This is a genomic window from Flavihumibacter cheonanensis (assembly GCF_022352215.1).
Lineage (GTDB): Bacteria > Bacteroidota > Bacteroidia > Chitinophagales > Chitinophagaceae > Flavihumibacter > Flavihumibacter cheonanensis.
Map to the genome: position 1 here is coordinate 451,285 of NZ_JAKRWF010000003.1, position 18,645 is coordinate 469,929.

The 18,645-nt window shown below is 45.3% G+C and carries 15 protein-coding genes; 3 read left to right on the forward strand and 12 right to left on the reverse strand.

Annotation, left to right across the window (positions count from 1 at the left end):
• Positions 1–13 precede the first annotated feature (13 nt).
• Both MD536_RS15845 and MD536_RS15850 read right to left on the reverse strand, forming a co-directional pair.
• Complete coding sequence (locus MD536_RS15845) at positions 14–964, reverse strand: TIGR03557 family F420-dependent LLM class oxidoreductase (RefSeq protein WP_239601861.1); 951 nt, start codon at positions 962–964, stop codon at positions 14–16.
• 19 nt (positions 965–983) lie between these two features.
• Positions 984–1,190, reverse strand: a complete 207-nt coding sequence (locus MD536_RS15850) for a hypothetical protein (protein WP_239601863.1) — start codon at positions 1,188–1,190, stop codon at positions 984–986.
• Between the two features lie 101 nt (positions 1,191–1,291).
• Between MD536_RS15850 and MD536_RS15855 the strand changes: the two genes are divergently transcribed.
• The gene (locus MD536_RS15855; protein WP_239601865.1) at positions 1,292–3,454 is read left to right on the forward strand and encodes a GH92 family glycosyl hydrolase; all 2,163 of its coding nucleotides are present in this window, start codon (positions 1,292–1,294) and stop codon (positions 3,452–3,454) included.
• Here the strand turns inward: MD536_RS15855 and MD536_RS15860 are convergent.
• The 9 genes from MD536_RS15860 to MD536_RS15900 all read right to left on the reverse strand — a co-directional run bounded on the left by MD536_RS15860 (position 3,438) and on the right by MD536_RS15900 (position 12,339).
• Complete coding sequence (locus MD536_RS15860) at positions 3,438–5,282, reverse strand: FAD-dependent oxidoreductase (RefSeq protein ID WP_239601867.1); 1,845 nt, start codon at positions 5,280–5,282, stop codon at positions 3,438–3,440. The two genes, MD536_RS15855 and MD536_RS15860, sit on opposite strands and share 17 nt — an antisense overlap.
• Before the next feature lie 141 nt (positions 5,283–5,423).
• Entirely contained in the window at positions 5,424–6,002 is a 579-nt protein-coding gene (locus MD536_RS15865; protein ID WP_239601869.1) for a MarC family protein, read from the reverse strand.
• Positions 6,003–6,043: 41 nt separating this feature from the next.
• Positions 6,044–7,231: a lycopene cyclase family protein gene (locus MD536_RS15870; RefSeq protein WP_239601876.1), complete on the reverse strand. Its 1,188-nt coding sequence runs from the start codon at positions 7,229–7,231 to the stop codon at positions 6,044–6,046.
• Positions 7,232–7,265: 34 nt separating this feature from the next.
• A complete protein-coding gene (locus tag MD536_RS15875; protein WP_239601878.1) occupies positions 7,266–7,754 on the reverse strand; it encodes a sterol desaturase family protein in 489 nt (162 codons plus the stop codon).
• The gene (idi, locus tag MD536_RS15880) at positions 7,742–8,281 is read right to left on the reverse strand and encodes an isopentenyl-diphosphate Delta-isomerase (protein WP_239601880.1); all 540 of its coding nucleotides are present in this window, start codon (positions 8,279–8,281) and stop codon (positions 7,742–7,744) included. Before idi ends, MD536_RS15875 begins: the two co-directional genes overlap by 13 nt.
• A gap of 118 nt (positions 8,282–8,399) precedes the next feature.
• Complete coding sequence (locus MD536_RS15885) at positions 8,400–9,239, reverse strand: phytoene/squalene synthase family protein (protein WP_239601883.1); 840 nt, start codon at positions 9,237–9,239, stop codon at positions 8,400–8,402.
• 32 nt (positions 9,240–9,271) lie between these two features.
• A complete protein-coding gene (crtID, locus tag MD536_RS15890; RefSeq protein ID WP_239601891.1) occupies positions 9,272–10,738 on the reverse strand; it encodes a bifunctional phytoene desaturase/3,4-desaturase in 1,467 nt (488 codons plus the stop codon).
• Between the two features lie 135 nt (positions 10,739–10,873).
• Positions 10,874–11,371 carry an RNA polymerase sigma factor gene (locus MD536_RS15895; protein ID WP_234867497.1) on the reverse strand — a complete coding sequence of 166 codons (498 nt, stop codon included), beginning with the start codon at positions 11,369–11,371 and terminating at the stop codon, positions 10,874–10,876.
• Between the two features lie 86 nt (positions 11,372–11,457).
• Entirely contained in the window at positions 11,458–12,339 is an 882-nt protein-coding gene (locus MD536_RS15900) for a MerR family transcriptional regulator (RefSeq protein ID WP_239601894.1), read from the reverse strand.
• Positions 12,340–12,504: 165 nt separating this feature from the next.
• Between MD536_RS15900 and MD536_RS15905 the strand changes: the two genes are divergently transcribed.
• Positions 12,505–13,137 carry a class I SAM-dependent methyltransferase gene (locus tag MD536_RS15905; RefSeq protein ID WP_239601897.1) on the forward strand — a complete coding sequence of 211 codons (633 nt, stop codon included), beginning with the start codon at positions 12,505–12,507 and terminating at the stop codon, positions 13,135–13,137.
• A gap of 3 nt (positions 13,138–13,140) precedes the next feature.
• On the opposite strand, the gene MD536_RS15910 is transcribed toward MD536_RS15905, so the two are convergent.
• Positions 13,141–13,884 (reverse strand): tyrosine-protein phosphatase, encoded by a 744-nt coding sequence (locus MD536_RS15910; protein ID WP_239601900.1) that lies wholly within the window; start codon positions 13,882–13,884, stop codon positions 13,141–13,143.
• A 286-nt stretch (positions 13,885–14,170) separates the two neighbouring features.
• On the opposite strand from MD536_RS15910, the gene MD536_RS15915 reads away from it, so the two are divergent.
• Entirely contained in the window at positions 14,171–18,643 is a 4,473-nt protein-coding gene (locus MD536_RS15915; protein ID WP_239601902.1) for a PAS domain S-box protein, read from the forward strand.
• The last annotated feature ends 2 nt before the right edge of the window (positions 18,644–18,645 follow it).

Here is an 18,645-nt window from a genome sequence, read left to right on the forward strand (position 1 = left end):
GGCGGTGAAATCATTAATGGATAAGAATGGATCGGATATCTTCCAGGTAATCAGTTTGATTTTTACTGATATTATGTAGATGAATACGCGCGGGTTGAAGGGATTTAATCTTTTCAATTCGCTGCTTGAGATCCTTCATATCTGTGATCAAAATCATATTCTCAATGATATCTTCCCGGGTGATCTCCTCTCCTGCTTCATCGAATTCTTCTGTGCTGGAGAGATTGGCCAATTTATCCAGGCCTACCATATTTGATCGCCATTGTTCATAAGCCTGTTCCACGGCTTCCTTCCAGGACCGCGCGTAACAAAAAGAGAGTTGAAGGTGAACGGGTTTGTTTTCTCCCTGTTTTTTAAATGCATTGATTTTGGCTGCGGCTTCTTCGAGGTTATCATCTACGGTGGTTAATAATCCCTCTGCCCAATTACCTGCCCATTCTGCCGTTGCTTCAGATAAGGCTGCACAGAATAAGGGCGGTGGTATTGCCGGCCGGGAATACAATCGCGCTTTGCGCACCCGGATATGCCCATTAAAATCGACCTGCTCTCCCTTGAACAAGGCATCCATTACTTCTTTGCATTGCAGCAGGCGTTCATTTCGGATAGCTTTCTCCGGCCAACCTTCTCCAGTGATCGATTCATTGAGTGCTTCGCCACTGCCCAATTCAACAATCAGTCGATCCGGAAACATCAGTGAGATGGTTGCAAGCGCCTGCGCTACAATGGCGGGATGCAGTCGTTGTCCGGGTGCACAAACCATACTGAATGGCAACCTGCAAACCTGCATCGCAACAGGTAACCAACTCAGGGTGAAACCACTCTCTCCCTGTCGTTTACTCCAGGGATGAAAATGATCCGAAGAATGAATGGCCGTAAACCCGGCTGCTTCGGCTTGTTGAACATACCCGAGTAATTCAACCGGACCAAACTGTTCATGCGAAGCATGGTAGGAGATCAGGCACATATGATTAATGCAGGTATGTTTAATGCGGGCGGTTTAACGAATCTGCAGCTGAGCGCGTGCTGTCTGCTGCAGTTTCCACAGTTGGTGGAACATTCACATTGCCCGGAGGATACTTGGTAAAGGAAGTGTCTTCGGGTTTCACTTTTACATCATCTGATTCATGCTGTTCTGCATTCCCGCAGGCAAATAAAAATGCCGTGCTGATCAATATAAAAAGCTGTTTCATATGTTTTTTTCGGCTGTTGTAAAAAGATCGTACCACTCCGCCACCCGTCCGGTGCCACCGGACGGGTGGCACCGGACGGGTAAATTCAGTAATTTCAACCTATGAAATCAGTAGGAATTTTAATAGCGGGAGGCCTGGCAATTTCAGTTGCATGCAATGCGCAACAACTTACCCAATTTGTGGATCCCTTTTTAGGTACCGGCGGTCACGGGCACGTTTTCCCCGGGGCAGCTTATCCCTTTGGCATGATCCAGTTGAGTCCGGATAATGGCGACCAGGGCTGGGACTGGGTGGCAGGTTACCATTACAGCAGCAATACCATCGCAGGATTCAGTCATACCCATTTAAGCGGAACCGGTATTGGCGATTGGTGTGATATTTCTGTATTGCCCCTGGCCGATACGAATGGAGCAACTGCCCCGCTGATTAAAATACCTTTCAGTCACGACCGGGAAAAAGCACGTCCCGGTTACTACGAAGTTCAATTAGGCAACCAGGTAAAGGCCCAGCTCACCACCACCGAGCGGGTTGGATATCATCGGTATCAGTTCCCCGGCAACAAAGGCTGGCTTCGCTTTGACATGGGATTCGCCATCAACTGGGATGCACCACTCACAGCCAACCTGCAATTGCTGAACGATTCGACCCTTGTGGGTTATCGCCTCTCCACTGGCTGGGCCAAAAACCAACGGGTTTATTTTGCCGCCCGTTTCTCAAAATCAGTTACCCATAGCCGTTACCTGAACCTGGAAGAATTCAGTGAGGGGAAAGCAATCGGCAAACAAAGTAAAGTGCTGCTGGAATTTGAAACAGGGAACACACCACTGCAAGTGCGGGTAGCCATTAGCAGCGTAGGTACTGAAGGAGCGCTGGCTGCGCTGAATGAAACAGCGGCCTTGTCATTTGATGCAGTTGATCAGCTGGCTACTGCAGCCTGGGAAAAAGAACTGAAAAAAATTGAAATCCAAACCACCGACAAAGCCTTAGCTACCAGTTTTTATACGGCGCTTTATCGCACCTGTATGGCACCGATCTTGTTATCGGATACCGATGGACGTTATAGCAATCACGATGGAAAAATCGGGCAGTCGCTAAATGGACAACCTAAATACACCATATTTTCTTTATGGGATACATTCAGAGCATTAAATCCGCTTTATACATTCACTCAGCCTGAAAAAGTGCCGGTATTCATCAACAGCCTGTTGAGTTTTTATCGCGATAACGGATTGTTGCCGGTTTGGGACATCAGTTCCTGGGAAGCCAATACCATGACCGGTTATCATGCTATTCCAGTAATAACGGATGCCATTCTAAAAAATATTCCCGGCTTTGATGTAAACCTGGCTTATGAAGCGATGAAAGCAAGTGCGCACCAGCAACAAAGAGGAACACCGGAATACATTCGTTTCGGATATTTGCCCCAGGACAAACATGGATGGAGTGTTACCATTACACTGGAATATGCATTTGATGATTACTGTATTGCGCAGGTTGCTAAAAAGCTGGGTAAGAAAGAAGAGTATGCGTATTTCATGAAAAGGGCCACCAGTTATAAAAACCTGTTTGACCCCTCAACCGGATTTATGCGGGGTAAAGACAGTACCGGCAAGTTCATCGAACCCTTTGATCCTTTATTATCAGAACATGGGTTTGAAGGACAATACATCGAAGGCACTGCCTGGCAGCACAGTTTTTTTGTACCACATGATGTGGCTGGATTGGCAGCACTCTATGGCGGAAAGAACAAACTGGTGGAGAAACTGAACGCACTCTTTAATTCAACCAGCGAAATGCATGGCGATAATATATCTATAGATGTAAGTGGACTCATTGGCCAATACGCACATGGAAATGAGCCAAGCCATCACATCATTTATATGTATACAGCGCTGGGTCGTCCGGATCTGGCTGCCGAAAAAATCAGGCTGACAGTTGACAGTATGTATAAAACCGGTCCGGATGGTTTGAGTGGCAATGACGACTGCGGACAGATGAGTGCCTGGCTGGTATGGTCGGCATTGGGGATGTATCCTATGAACCCCGTAAGCGGCGAGTACACAATTGGTGTTCCCCTGGTGGATGCTGCAAGCCTGCAGTTACCAAATGGCAAGACACTGGAAATACGCACTAAAAAAACCAATCAACCTGGCAGGACTGGAGTTCGATCGATAAAGCTGAATGGCAAATCCATACCGGTTCAGTCGGTAACGCACCAGCAGCTCTTACGGGGAGGGGTACTCGAATTTACCATTCACCAATGAGATTAACAGGACGATCAAAAGGTTTTACCAGTTGATCCAGCAAAACCGCTAATTCTTTTTTAGTGATGGGGCGAATGGGATCAAAATTTTGCAAGCCCCATTTTTTCCAATAGCCTTTCATTCTGCGGGTATTGGAACTGCCAGCCAGTTGAAAAGCGGACCGGATTGACAAACTCCCGCTATCTACAAAAACTTCGGCTGGTATGGAAGAACCAGGAGGCAAAAAGATTTTCAGATCTTCCAGGAAATCCTGTGTTAGAATAGTGCTATCCGGATAAAACCAGGTTTGATTGGCCCACTGAAAAGGAATGCCTTTCCCTTTGAGTAAACCGGTTGATCCGACCCGGTGTATGGCCTGAAATTGAGGATGAGCAGGAGGCACATCCAGGAAGGGTTGGATCATTGCCTTTTGATCGAGCAGGAGCTGCTGGACTTTCCGAACGGAAAGTTGATCAGGAGCTTTGCGTTCATTTACAGCAAGGGAAGCAATCGCGCCAGCTGCTTGTCCGGTTAATAGAACAACTGGTTGCAATCGCGTTGTTCCATTCACAACATTACTAACACTGATCGATTTATCCGCCACCATAAAGCCTTCGATTCCTGGAACAACTAATGCTCCCATGGGAATTGCATAAGAAGGAACCGGGTAAAAATTTAAATGCTGGGGAGCAGCGGGATTTTTTTTATGATGATGATCAATCGGATAATCACCCACTGAAATACCGGTTCGGTATAACGGTTGTCCATTACCGTAAGGATCAGCGATATGATTGATGGTAAAGCGAACAGCACCCTTAACCCGTCTGCCTTCGCGATGGTAAGGCATCAGGGCGAATCCATTGCCAGTAGGAAATTCATCCACTGCCAATCCCAGGTGTTTGAAACCCAACTGGTGTTGAATAAAATAAATAAAGCGCAGCGTGGTGGCTTTTGCTTTTGCCAATTCTTTGATTCGTTGAGCAGGAGATAATTCAACCAGTTCTAGGTAGGTATCGTTGCCCTGGTTGGGCCAGTTCAGCATGTATTTATTACCAGGCAACTTTCCATATTCCAGCATTTTTGCCGCATTCACGGAAGGTTTGGGCAAACTGGTATTGATATAGTAATCGGTGCAGGCACCATCGAATTCAGCGGGATCATAACCAGCGGGTTTAACTATGGTGCAATCCACGCCTCTTCCATAATCTTTTAAGATAGCCACATAGGTAAGGTCCTGTATAATATTGGAAGTTTTCTCTACCCCCACCTGTTCACCGGTTTCGGATCCTGCTTCCATACCCAGGCTATAGGGCAGTTGTGCTGCAGCCAGTACATCGCCGAGTTCGGTAGCATCTATGGTAACGGAAGCACGAATGATGAGCAGTTTTCCATTGGTATTGCGGAATTGAGCTCCTTCAATTCGATTGCCCTTTTTAAGCACCTGATCGAATTCCCAACCATACATCACCGTTAGATGATTCTTTTCGCGAGCTGCCATTGCTTTTAAGATGCTATCACCCACATGTGGTTCAAACTGGGTATTGCTAACCCATCCTGTAGCCAATGCTGCAGGCGATCCATAATGATTGTATAGCGCTTGTCTGAACTCTTCCCACAAGCCGGATGGGAGGCGATGATTGCCATCTGTAGCTGCAACTCCGGCGGCAGTAAGCATACCACCTAACCAGGGACCCGGTTCCACCAGGATGGTCTTGGTTTTGAGTCGCGCTGCCTGGATAGCAGCCGCTGTGCCACCAGTACCACCACCAATAACCAAAACATCCGTTTTGAGTTGTTCCTGTGCTTGCAGGAACAACGGCACAAACAGCAAAAAAAAAGCGCGCAACATAGGACAGTGATAAATTATGAATTATGATTTATGATTTATGAATTGAGGACCGCCTCCCTTCTTCTTTGTCTCCCTTCTCCTTTGTCTCCCTTTCACCTCTTTCCCCCCCTTTCACTTTTTTCACCTTTCACCTTTCACTTCTCACTTTATGAGCCCACTCGCATTCGTCGCAAATATCTTCACCGCAATCGCCAGCAGAATCACCCCGAAGAATTTCCGGATGGCGATAAGGCCGGCCGCTCCAATCAGGCGTTCAATATAGTTCAGGGATCGCAGCACAATGTATACGACCACCAGGTTAAGCAGGATACCCAGTGCAACTGTCCACACAGGATAGTTGGCCTGCAGGGAAATGATAGTGGTGAGTGTACCGGAACCCGCAATCAGTGGAAAGGCAATGGGTACAAGGGTGCCGGATTTGGGATCGCCATCGCTTTTAAAAAATTCGATACCAAGCACCATTTCGAGTCCGAGTATAAAAATTACAATAGAACCCCCAACTGCGAACGAACCAACATCCACTCCAAGGATACCCAGGAAGCGTTCTCCCACCAGCAGAAACAGAATCATGAGCGCCCCAGAAATCAAGGTGGCGCGGAACTCCCGGATTTCACCCATTTTGGTCTTTAAGGAAATCAGGAGTGGGATGGAACCAAGGATATCAATCACCGCAAAAAGGGTGAAACTGACTGTGAGTAGTTCATCAATATTGAGAGTCATAGTTGGAAGTTGCTTTGCTCTCCAATATTAAGCAAGTTTCCTCAAAACAGCTGGCGTTTGGCGGCGCGCAGGAAGGGGCCAACCGGAAGGCTGCTGATCAGCAACAATTCTTCGGGAATCCAGCTTTGGTTATCCAGAAAGCGGAAGATTCGTTGGGCTGAATTTCGTTTGAAGAGTTTGGTGAAAATTTCCGCCCCGCCCAATTCTTTATGTACCAGCACATCCAGTAATACGGAATCGTAAAACATAAATCGCCCTTCATGGCTATCCTCGGTGGGCCGGGGCCGACCGTGATTCAACATGGAATAAATTATTTCATCACTGTTCCGCTGAATAAACTGAAAGGTATAACCACTGGAAGGTTTTGTTTGTCCGCCTGCCGTACCAATATTCACAATATTCCCTTTACCCGGATCAAAAACCCGATTGGTCATAGGAATGATGCCAAATTCTTTTTCCAGGATGGTATATTGGTCCAGTTTGAGAAAATCCCGAATATAGGTTTTCAGCCCTTCTTCATATTCCTCTTCTTTAAGCAGTGCTTCATTGAAGAGTGTGTATTCCACCAGCGCTTTCCGGGCGGTTAACGGCATTGTATAAACGAAGGAAGCGCCATGTTCCTGGCTGATCCGAAAATCCATTAAGGTGCAGGTTGTTGGATCAAAACAATCTGTTTCCGTTTCAATTACCCATCCCTTGAAATGCTGCAGCAGCATGTGTTTGCCGGGCGCTTCCCTGAGTTGATCAAAAGGGATAGAATTGAAAATATATTTTTTGGCGGTGTAGACTTCCCCGTTTTCAATGGTGAGCCGGGCGCCTTCTTTTAAGGTTTCAATGCGCTGTACCGGTTCAAAAAGCAATTGAACATTTGGCTGCTTTTTCAGGTAGTCGATACAAAAGGAATAAAAATCAATTCCCCTGATCATTTTGTACCGATAGGGTTTGATTCTGTATTTTTTTGAAAAACCCGGACCATGAAACCACATCTGGTCCCAAGATTTATGAACCAGTTTTTCAAAAAAACCATCTTCCTTTTCCCAGAAACACCAGGTACGGTCGTTGTTCTCTTTCCGGTCTTTATCCACCACCAGGAAACTTGAATTACTATACCTCCCGGATACCAGCATCCGGATCAGCAAACTCATGCACGCTGCACCTGCGCCCGTAAACACATAGTCGTATTCGTACCTGTAATCGTAGGGCTTATATTGAAAAAGATGTGTGGACATTCACCGTGATTTAGCTGGCAGCAAGATAGACAGCTTATCCCTTTTTATTCCGGGTGTTTTCACGGTCTTTTTTAACCTTAGCCCAATATTTTTGATGTACTAACAACATACCGAAAGACTCACCATCTTCCTTATCCAGGTGTTTGTGATGCATCTTGTGAGCCCAGCGAATGGCGCGGATATAAATATTATTACTGCGGGTGAAAAACTTAAAGCGTTGGTGAATGATGATTTCATGCACCATAAAGTAAGCGAACCCATACAGCATGATACCAAAGCCGATGGCCTGTATCCACCACATGGATGGATCCAATGTTCCCCAAAGGATCATACCTATACTGGGAACAGCGAAAATCACAAAAAACCAGTCGTTTTTCTCAAAAAAACCAGGCCCTTTTTTATGATGATCTTCATGCAGGTACCAAAGAAATCCATGCATCACATAACGGTGGGTGAGCCAGGTAATGCCTTCCATAATCAGGAAAGTAATCAGAACGATTCCGAGATAAATTAACCAATGCATACTTCAGATTGTTTTCTCCATTGCTGAACTTTAGGAAATGCCAGGTGAAACCAGGCTGTAAAACGTGCAGGATGGGATGCCAGAGCAGCCTCAATTTCCGCCGGTGATAAAAAGCAGTAATCGTTTACTTCAGCAGGATCGGGATGAATGGGACCATCATATTCTCCTACGAAAACATGATCGTATTCATATTCCGTTAAGCCATTGTCGAACGAGGCTTTATAGACAAATTGAAAAGCCGGCTGGATATCCGTCACGAAGCCCATTTCTTCCCTCAACCGCCTGCTGCCTGCTGCTGCTGGTTCTTCATCCGGATAAGGATGACTACAACAGGCATTGGTCCATAATCCACCGCTATGGTATTTATTCAACGCTCTTTGCTGAAGCAACATATCTCCTGCCGCATTGTAAATAAAAACACTAAAGGCGCGATGAAGTTCAGCTTTGCGATGCGCTTCCATTTTTTCCATCGTACCCCTCGGTTCATCCTGCTCGTTAACGAGAACGAGCATATTTGTTTGCTCCATAAAAGACTTGTTTTGTGTGAGACGTCAGACGTGAGACGTGAGACCCTCTTCCATTCTTCCCTTTTCCTTTCTTCCAGGAATTTTACCGGACGGGTGAATCACCCGACCGGTAAAATTCCTACCCTATCATTCCCAACTGATTTTTGAGGCCGGCGCGTACTACGATGGCGGCTTTCCGGTAGTTGGGCACCCTGATTCTTTCCATCAGGATCCGCTGAGGTTTTACCTGCTTGATCCTTTTGAAGAGGGAAAGATAATATTTATAGGCCACATAGACCCCGAACCGCGCTTTTACAGGCAGTTGCATAATACCTTTATAGGCATCGTCGAAATCCTGTTGAATATCTGCTTCAATCTTCGATTTATCGCATTGCGTGAAGTTGGTAAAATCGCATCCGGGGAAATAAATCCGGTCCAGACCATTGTAATCAGCCTTCAGATCCCGTAGAAAATTCACTTTCTGGAAAGCTGCTCCTAATGAACGTGCAGGATTTTTAAGCTGCTCGTAGAGCGACCGGTCCCCTTCGCAGAAAACATAGAGGCACATTAGTCCCACTACCTCCGCAGAACCATAGATATAATCAATATAACCCTGATGATCATACGCTTTTTTATCCAGGTCCATTTCCATGCTTCTGAAAAACGCTTCAATCAATTCATGATCGATATTATACCGGTTGACAGTTGCCTGGAAACTGTGCAGGATTGGGTTCAGGCTGATCTTGCGTTCAATTGCCTCATAGGTTTGCTGCTTAAACTCTTTGAGCAAGGTCAGCTTATCGAACTCATGAAAAGTATCAACAATTTCATCAGCAAAACGCACAAAACCGTAGATATTAAAAATCGGTTGTCGAAGATCGTTATGCAATAACTTAATAGCCGACGAAAACGATGTACTGTATCGTTCGGTCGTAATTTTACTGCTCTGTTCGCAGACTAAATGAAACAAATGCATCATAAGCGTAGATCCGGCTTTTTTATATAAGTTAGTTAAAAATTCCGAATAACTTCCTTTGCTACCAATTCTCCACTGATCAAACTGGGTGGAACACCCGGACCAGGGACTGTTAATTGACCAGTATAATAGAGATTATTTACCTTTTTACTTCTACAAGATGGCTTTAATATCGCAGTTTGTTTAAGCGTATTAGCCAAACCATAGGCGTTTCCTTTAAACGAATGATAATCCTGTTCGAAATCACGATGTGCAAAACTTCTTTTTACAATTACTGCATCGCGAACCGGCTGACCCAATTTTTTCTCCAGCCGATCCATCAGCACATTGAAATAATGTTCCCTTATTTCAGGGGAATCGTCCTTTAATCCTGCTGCAACCGGAATCAGTAAAAACAGGTTTTCACAACCCGGAGGTGCGGAGGCTGGATCCGTAACAGACACCGCACTCATATAAAAGAGTGGGTCAGTAGGCCAGGCGGGATCCTGGTAAATCTCTTTGGCGTGGCTTTCAAAAGGGGTATCGAAAAACAGCGTATGATGATGAATGTTAGACAGCTTACGGTTCAGTCCAACAAAATAAAGCAGGCAACTTGGTGCCATAACGCGACTATCCCAATATGAATCTGAGTAGGAACGATGACTGGCAGGCAGGAGTTGCGTTTCAATATGATGATAATCAGCCCCACCAATAACCGCATCAGCTTCGTAGCTAGTCTTATCTGTTCTAACTGCGGTTACACGTGAGCGTTGGAGACTGATTTCTTTTACTTCTTCATTAAATTTAAATTCGACGCCCTGTTCCAGTGCTAATTGGTACATGGCATTTACAATGGAGTACATACCACCCCTGGGGTACCAGGTGCCACCCACCACATCGGCATAGTTCATGAGGCTGTATAGGGCGGGGGTGTTTTCTGCCATGGCTCCCAGGAAAATCACCGGAAATTCCATGAGCAGACGAAGTTGCGGGTCTTTGAAAAACTTGTGAACATGGGTGCGCATCGAGGTAAACACATCCAGCTTGAATACACCGCGCATGAGGTCCCAATCGATGAATTCGGTAAGGGATTGTCCGGGTTTATGAACCAGTTTATGTATCCCTACTTTATACTTATAGGAAGCTTCATCCATGAATTGCTGCAGGGCGTTGGCGGCACCTGGTTCAATGGATTCGAATAATTCTTTTAAGGCAGGTAATCCTGCCGGGATATCCATCTTACCGGTCGGCCACACCACCTGGTAGGAAGGATCCAGCCGGTCGAGTTCATAATAGTCGCTAACGGATTTGCCAAACTGGTTGAAGAAACGTTCAAAAACATCTGGCATCCAATACCAGGAGGGGCCCATATCAAAGGTGAAACCATCGGTTTTCCATTGTCTGGCTCTACCACCGGGCTGATCGTTTTTTTCCAGCACGGTAACTTTCCAGCCAGCTTTCGCCATAAAACTTGCTGCGGACAAGCCGGCGAAACCGGCACCGATGATGATTACATGAGGCATGGAAGAAGAAGTGAAAGGTGAAAAGTGAAAGGTGAAAATAACCCTTTCACACTACCCTTTCACTAAAAATTTGATTGTTAGAAATTTTAAATGATAGCTGGCCTCTAATTTTTCACTTTTCACCTTTCACTTTTCTCACCTTTCTATCTGCGCTTTCAACAATTTCCTTGCAAAGTGAATCCGGCTCTTGATGGTGCCCAGTGGTTCACCGAGCATATCTGCGATTTCATGGTATTTGAAACCATCAAAGTAAAGCAGGAAAGGGTTCCGGAAGATTTCCGGCAGTTTATGGATATACCCATGGATTTCCTTCATTTTCAGATTGGCTTCAGCTGCATTGGCTGTGGTCACCTGGTTGTAGTCGAGCAGAAAATCGTTGGGAGTATGATCGAATATTGTATTCTGTTTAGCTTTTCTGCGGTAATTGTTGATGAATATATTCCGCATGATAGTATATAACCATGCTTTGATATTCGTTCCCACATTGTATTTCTCGCGGTTGGCAATTGCCCGGTACATGGTTTCCTGAAACAGGTCCTGTGCCGCTTCATTATCCCTCGTTAACGTGATTGCGAAAGGGCGCAGAAACTCCGCATTGTCCACCAGCATCTCATTAAAATCTACGTTAGACATGGTTATGTGTTTAATTGTTAGGTATCCAAATTTAAACAGAATTCATTGTTTCACCAACGAAACGAGGGCCGAATTTTTGTTAAAACTTATTTAATAGCGGCGATAAATTCCATCACTTCTGAAAGTGATTTTTTGAAGCGCACGCTCTCGGGAACTTTCTTTTTATATTGTTGTGCCAGCAATCCGGATACCACCATGGTATGGGCTGAACAACGCAGCTGGTAATTGTTCAGAAACCGCTCAAAATTGAAATTATTGGCAACGGAAGTGAGGTGGGTGTAGAGAAAATCGGGCTTTTTGAGATTGGCTACAAACTCCACGTCCTTCAAAGGAACATTCGCTCCCAGGTACAAAACATTGATCCCTCTTCCTTTCAACAGGTAATACATATATAAGAGACCCACTTCATGATACTCCCCTTCGGGTAGAAACAGGAGTCCGGTTTGGCTGGACTTCACATGGGAGAAAGCCCCCTCAATGCCTACGATCAGCTTCTGACGTATAATATTGGTTACCAGGTGTTCCTGGGCCGGATTTATGTGATTGGTCATCCAGAGAATTCCAATTTTCTCGAGGAATGGGAATATGATCTGGGTAATGGTTTTGTCAATCGTACGAGCTCTGATATGCTCATCCAGCACCTGCTCAAAGGCCTCTAGGTTCATATCTACCATATGCTGGATCAGTTCATTAATAAGCCGCTCCTGCTGTGCCTGGATATTACCCAGGGAAACGATCCGGTCCCGGATCTCATTAGGACTCATCTTATCAATATGTGAGATTTTGTAGCCGTACTTGTTCAACAAAGCGATGTTCAGCACAGCTTTTAATTCTTCACTGGAATATTGCCGGATATTGGTTTCGGTACGATTAGGTTTTAAAAAATTGTACCGCTGTTCCCAGATCCGGATAGTGTGAGCCTTGATTCCTGATAAATTTTCAAGGTCTTTAATGGTAAACGCATTCATAACCTTGGGGTTTCCTTTGTTTAATTTTAAAGATAAATAATTAAACAGAAACAAACTAATAAATGTTCGGTTTTCTCAAAAAAATGTTGAAGAAATGTGCGCAACAGGTTAAACACAAATAATTCGGCACTTCATCCTATATTCACCAAAATTTGAAAAACCGGTATGAGCTTATATGTACAGTACGGATGCGGATTATCTGCACCGGAAGCCTGGACTAATTTTGATGTTTCCCCCACCCTTCGGATTCAGAAAATGCCGATAATCGGTTCCTTACTCAAAGGGCGTTTAAACACAGAGTTCCCCCCCAACGTGCTATATGGCGATATAATTAAAGGCTTACCGGTTCTGGACAATTCCTGCGACGGACTGTATTGTTCCCATACCCTTGAACACCTGTCGCTCAATGATTTCCGGATTGCTTTGAAAAACTCTTATAAGATTTTAAAACCTGGAGCCCTATTTCGCCTGGTAGTTCCGGATTTGGAGGTAATGGCACGCGGTTACCTCCAATCGCTTGACCAGGGTGATACGGCTGCCAGTATCCGTTTTATCAAAAATATGATATTCGGGTTGGAGGAGCGACCCAGAGGATTAAAAGCATTCATTTCTTCCTATTGGGGTAACGCCAACCATTTATGGTTATGGGACCATACTTCCATGGCAGAAGCCTTGAAGCAGACCGGGTTTATAAATATTCGTCGATGCTCTTTCAATGACAGTGTTGATCCCATGTTTAAACTGGTGGAAAACGAAAGTAGGTTTGCCGGAGCTGTTGCGATAGAATGTAGCAAATGATTTCTATAGGGTAGGATTCATCAGCTTGCCTGAATCCAGCACTTTCCCAACAAGGGGCATCAGGGTGGAAGAATTACGGAGGGCTGCCAGGTGACGCTCGTGGTGCAAATCGGATCCCAGGAAGGATACCAGCTTTTTATCAACCAGCACCTGCGCTTGTTGAAGGAAGGCTTTCCCGTAATAACCGGTAAGGGAATTAAGATTAACCTGGAGAATCACCCCCATATCCAGGATTTCATCCAGCACCGTGTTTTTTTGAAACAGGTAAGGATAGCGTTCCGGGTGTGCCAGCACCGGCTGATAACCCTGGATCTGCATATCAAACAAAACCTGTTTCCAGTCGAAAGGCAGGTTGATAAAGGAAAATTCCACCAGCACATAATTTCCCTTGAGGCATCGTAAAGCTGCTTTCTGTTGAAGCAAGCCAGAAAAATAATCGTCGATCATGTATTCTGCGGCAGCAGCTAAGCGGGCTGAATTGCCATCGGAAACCAGGGCATCCTGCAAATGCAGACGTGCGGGTTCAATGGTGGCATCGGTATTCTTGTAGAGATCCCAGAGAATGTGCGGGGTTGTAATGAAGTTTTGTAAACCGAGTTCCTGCAAGCCTTTCAATAAACTCAAACTGGTGTCCACATCCGGCGAACCATCATCAATACCAGGCAGCAGGTGGGAATGCATATCAGTACCAATCCCGGAGAGATCGATAACAGGGAAATTCCTTTTCCTGCTGAAAATAGAAAACATGTATCAAAGGTAAGGCAGGGTGAAGTAAAACGTAGCACCCTTTGCTGGTTCTGATTCCACCCAGGTTTTTCCACCAAGTTGTTCAACAATCTTTTTTCAGGATCATGCAGGGATTTGAACTTGCGTTAAACACCGATTCAAAAAAACGATCACTCACCTAAGTAGAATGTTTAGAAATAAAGTAGAATAAAGGGCTCCTGATTAAATATACGCTAATCTGCCAGTAGTATTGCCTCCCTATGCCTATATTTGGTTGAATGGTTGTTTAACCATTTGCTCTTATACTATGAAGGTACAATCTAACGATTTCAACGAATTGTTTCAGCATCACCCCTTGCCAGGCTGGATATTTGATGCAGCAAAAAATGAAATAGTAGAACTGAACCAAGCTGCAATCAACAGGTATGGATACACGAAACAGGAATGCCAGGACCTGCTTTTTTTCAACCTGCTCGCCGACCTGGATCAACAGGTTTTGCTTACAGGGAATGCCCATTCCTGCCTGGGTCAATTTACCCATCCTGTAAATACAGGTGAGCTGCTGACCGTAAAATTATATGCCAGTCCGTATTCCGCCGCCAATAAAAATCTACACTGCATCACAGCGGTGGAACTGTCCAATAAACAGGAGGAACAAAGACTGAAGTTGTTGGAAAGTGTAGTTACCCATTCAAATGATGCGGTCATCGTAACCGAAGCTGAACCTACTCCGGAAATCGGATTAAAAATAGTGTATGTAAACGATGCCTTCACGCGGATGACAGGCTATACTGCAGCAGAAGTTATAGGACGATCCCCTTCCCTGCTACAGGGCCCAAGAACCAATAAAGAAGAGCTGGACAAATTGTCTCAGGCTATCAAAGACTGGTCGACCTTTGAAACAACACTACTCAATTATAAAAAAAACGGCGAAGAATTCTGGGTGAACTTCACTATTAGTCCGGTTGCTGACAACACCGGCTGGTTTACCCATTGGATTGCCATTGAGCGGGATGTAACCCATCAGACCAGAAGGGAACAGGAAAATGCACTCACCCTGAAGATCAGCCATATTTTCAATCATGCAGCAGAGTTAAGTGGCATGCTGGAAGAAATGTGCAAAGAGATTGCGAGCCATCACGACTGTTGTTTCAGTGAAGTATGGCTGCCCGACACACATAAAGACCAATTACAATTGCACGTATCCTGCAGTGTAAACGCGGCAGGTGAATTGTTTTACCAGGAAACAGCTCATGTCAACCGGATCAGCCTGGAAGAGGGAATACCTGGCAGGATCTGGTCCACTAAAGAACAATTACTGGTGGATGTGCTTGAAGATGAACTGCCATTCCCCCGTAAAGAAGCTGCCATCCGAACAGGCATCCGCTGCCTGGTAGGAATACCGCTACTATTCAATAATCAGCGGGTGGGGGTTTTAATAACCGGCACCAGTAATCTAAGGGAGGAAACCCAAAAACTGGCAGCCGCATTAAAGAAGCTGGAAAACTTCATAGGTGCGAAGATTCATCGCAAGCGGATGGAGTTGGAATACCAGCACCTGTTTGATTCCTTACCAGACCTGATTTGTACAGCTGATTTCAAAGGCCGGTTTCTGAAAATCAATAAAGCAGGAGCAGCTTTGCTGGAATATGAGGAAGCCGAATTAATTGGTCAGTTGTTTGATAAATTCATCCACCCGGCAGACCGGGAGAATGCGCTTGCCAATGCAGAAAAATTATTAGCTGGTGGTAACCTGATCAGATTTGAAAATCGGTTTATAACCAAATCCGGAAAAGTGCGGTGGTTTAGCTGGAACTGTAATACCTCCAAAGAAGACGGACTCATTTTTGCGAGTTCGAAAGATATCACCCGGGAGAAAAAGTTGCAGGAACTGGTAGAAGATGCGAATTCATTGGCCCGTATTGGAGGCTGGGAAATTGACCTGGTGCAGGAAACCCTGTACTGGTCGGACCTGGTGCATAAAATGCATGGAACAGACCCCTTAACCTACACGCCCACCCTTGCTGAAGGCATCCGGTTTTACCGGGAAGATTTCAGAGAGCTGGTGGCCACAAAAGTTCAGCAAACCACAGATACGGGTGAGCCCCTGGATTTTGAAGCCATCATCATAACCACCCAGGGAAAGGAGTTGTGGGTAAGAGTAATTGGAAGAGCTGAGTGGTATGAAGGAACCTGTACCCGCATCTACGGAAGTTTTCAGGATATCCATGACCGTAAGACTACTGAACTAACGCTGGAATCTTTGCGGGATGATTTGCCAGGCGTAAGTTTTCAATACCTGCGTTATCCCGATGGTACCGATGAACTGCGAGCTGTAAACAGAACCAGTTATGAAATCTGGGCGCTGGCACCGGAAATCTGTATGAAGGACAACGCACTTGTTTGGGATCAGATCAAAAAGGGCGGTGACCTTGAAATGATGTTGAAGACGATCGAAAGCTCCATAACCAATCGCTCCAAATGGCATGCAAGCTGGAGAAATATATTGCCGGATGGCCAGGAAAGATGGCATGAAGGATATGGTACCCCTTATTTTTATCCGGATGGTACGGTATTGTTCAACTCCCTGATATTCGATATCACCGATGAGAAAAAAGCTTCCCGTTTATACGAGGAAACTTCTCAAATGGCGAGGGTTGGCAGTTGGGAGTTGAACCTCTTACACCAGCAGGATGATACCATGTACTGGTCGCCCATGGTGAAAGAAATTCTGGAAGTGGAGGAAAACTACAACCCTTCCTTATCCGGCGGATTTGAATTCTATGAAGGAGAAAGCCGGGATCGGATTCAACAGGCAGTAAACCGGCTGATCCAGGAGCAGGAACCATTTGATGAGGAGCTCCTGGTTCGAACCGCCAAAGGAAAGCAGCGTTGGATACGTTGTATAGGCAAAGGAGAATTTGCTGAAGGAAAATGTGTTCGGATCATTGGAAGTTACCAGGACATCCATGAAAGGAAGAGCCTGGAATTAAAAATCCAGCAAATTCTGGACAGTATCGGGGATGCATTCTTTACTATGGACCGAAATTATACTGTCACCTACTGGAACCGGAGAGCAGAAGAACTATTGCATGTAAAGCGGGAAGAGGTATTGGGTAAAAATCTTTGGGAGGTATTTCCAGACGCAGTCAACCTCCCCTCCTACACCAGGTACCAGCAGGTATTGGAAACCCGTGAGGCTGTCAATTTTGAGGATTATTATGGCATTTGGCTGGAAGTGAATGCATATCCGAGCGAAGAGGGGGTATCGGTATTCTTCCGCGATATCAGTTTGCGAAAAGAAGCAGATGCCCGATTGCAAAAAGCCTATGAAGAACGCACCACCATTTTGGAAAGTATAGGAGATGCGTTTTTCGCAGTAGATAATAATTGGATAGTAACCTACTGGAATAAGATGGCGGAGGAAGTCTTGTTCAGGAAGAAGGCAGACATAGTAGGCAAACATTTATGGACGGAATACGCAGATGCGATTGACTCTGATTTTTACCGGATGTATCACCGGGCAAAGGAAACCGGTGATACCGTAAGTTTTGAAGATTATTATAGTACCCTGGGGAAATGGTTTGAAGTAACTGCCTATCCATCAGAAGCCGGTTTATCTGTTTATTTTAAGGACATCACGCTGAGAAAAGAGACTGATATCCGCATCAGGGAAGCAAACGAACGCTTTGAAAAAGTAAGTGAAGCCACCAATGAAGCCATTTGGGACTGGAATATACCGGAGAATACCCTGTATTGGGGCAGCGGGTTTCAGACGATTTTCGGCTATGATATTGAGAAATTAAGTCCCACACTTGAAAGCTGGAGTAATTATATTCCCGAAGCGGAACGGGAGCAGATCATCAGTTCCTTTATAGACGTGGTAAAGGATCCTGCACAGCAGGTATGGGAGAAAGAGTACCAGTATCTCAAAGCTAATGGAAGCATTGCCCAGGTGGTAGACCGGGCCATTATCATCCGGGATGCAAAGGGAGAGGCGATCCGGGCAGTGGGGGCCTTGCAGGATATAACCTATCGTAAAAAAATTGAGAAGGAACTGAAGGTATTAAACGAGGATTTAAAAGTGAAGATCCGGGAACTGGAACAGGCCAATGAAGAACTCGAGCAGTTTGCTTTTATTGCCTCACACGACTTACAGGAACCCCTGCGCATGGTGTCCAGCTTTATGGAACAATTAAAGCGCAAATATGGCTCAGAACTGGATTACAAGGCACACCAATACATCCATTTTGCTATGGATGGAGCGAAGCGCATGAAAAAGATCATACTGGACCTGCTCGATTATTCCAGAGCGGGCCAGGTAACCGGAGAGATGGAAAAGGTGAACCTGGATGAAATCGTGAAAGATTATCTCTACCTTCGAAATAAGCTCTTTACCGAAAAACAGGCAAAGTTGCTCGTGGATCCATTACCGGAAGTGCGGGTTTACAAGGTTCCGTTGATACAGACCCTGCATTCCCTGCTCGACAATGCGGTAAAATATTCCCGGCCGGATAGCACACCGGAAATTCAACTTACTGTGGAAGCAGCCGAAAAAGAATGGGTGATTGCAGTAAAGGATAACGGCATTGGCATACACAATCAACATTTTGATAAGATATTTGTAATTTTTCAGCGTCTTCACAACAGGGATCAATTTGAAGGCACAGGAATTGGATTAGCAATGGTAAAAAAACATGTAGAAAGCTGGGGTGGCCGGGTTTGGGTAGAGTCTGAACCTGGCAAAGGGTCGACATTCTATTTTACAATTAACAGGTAGGA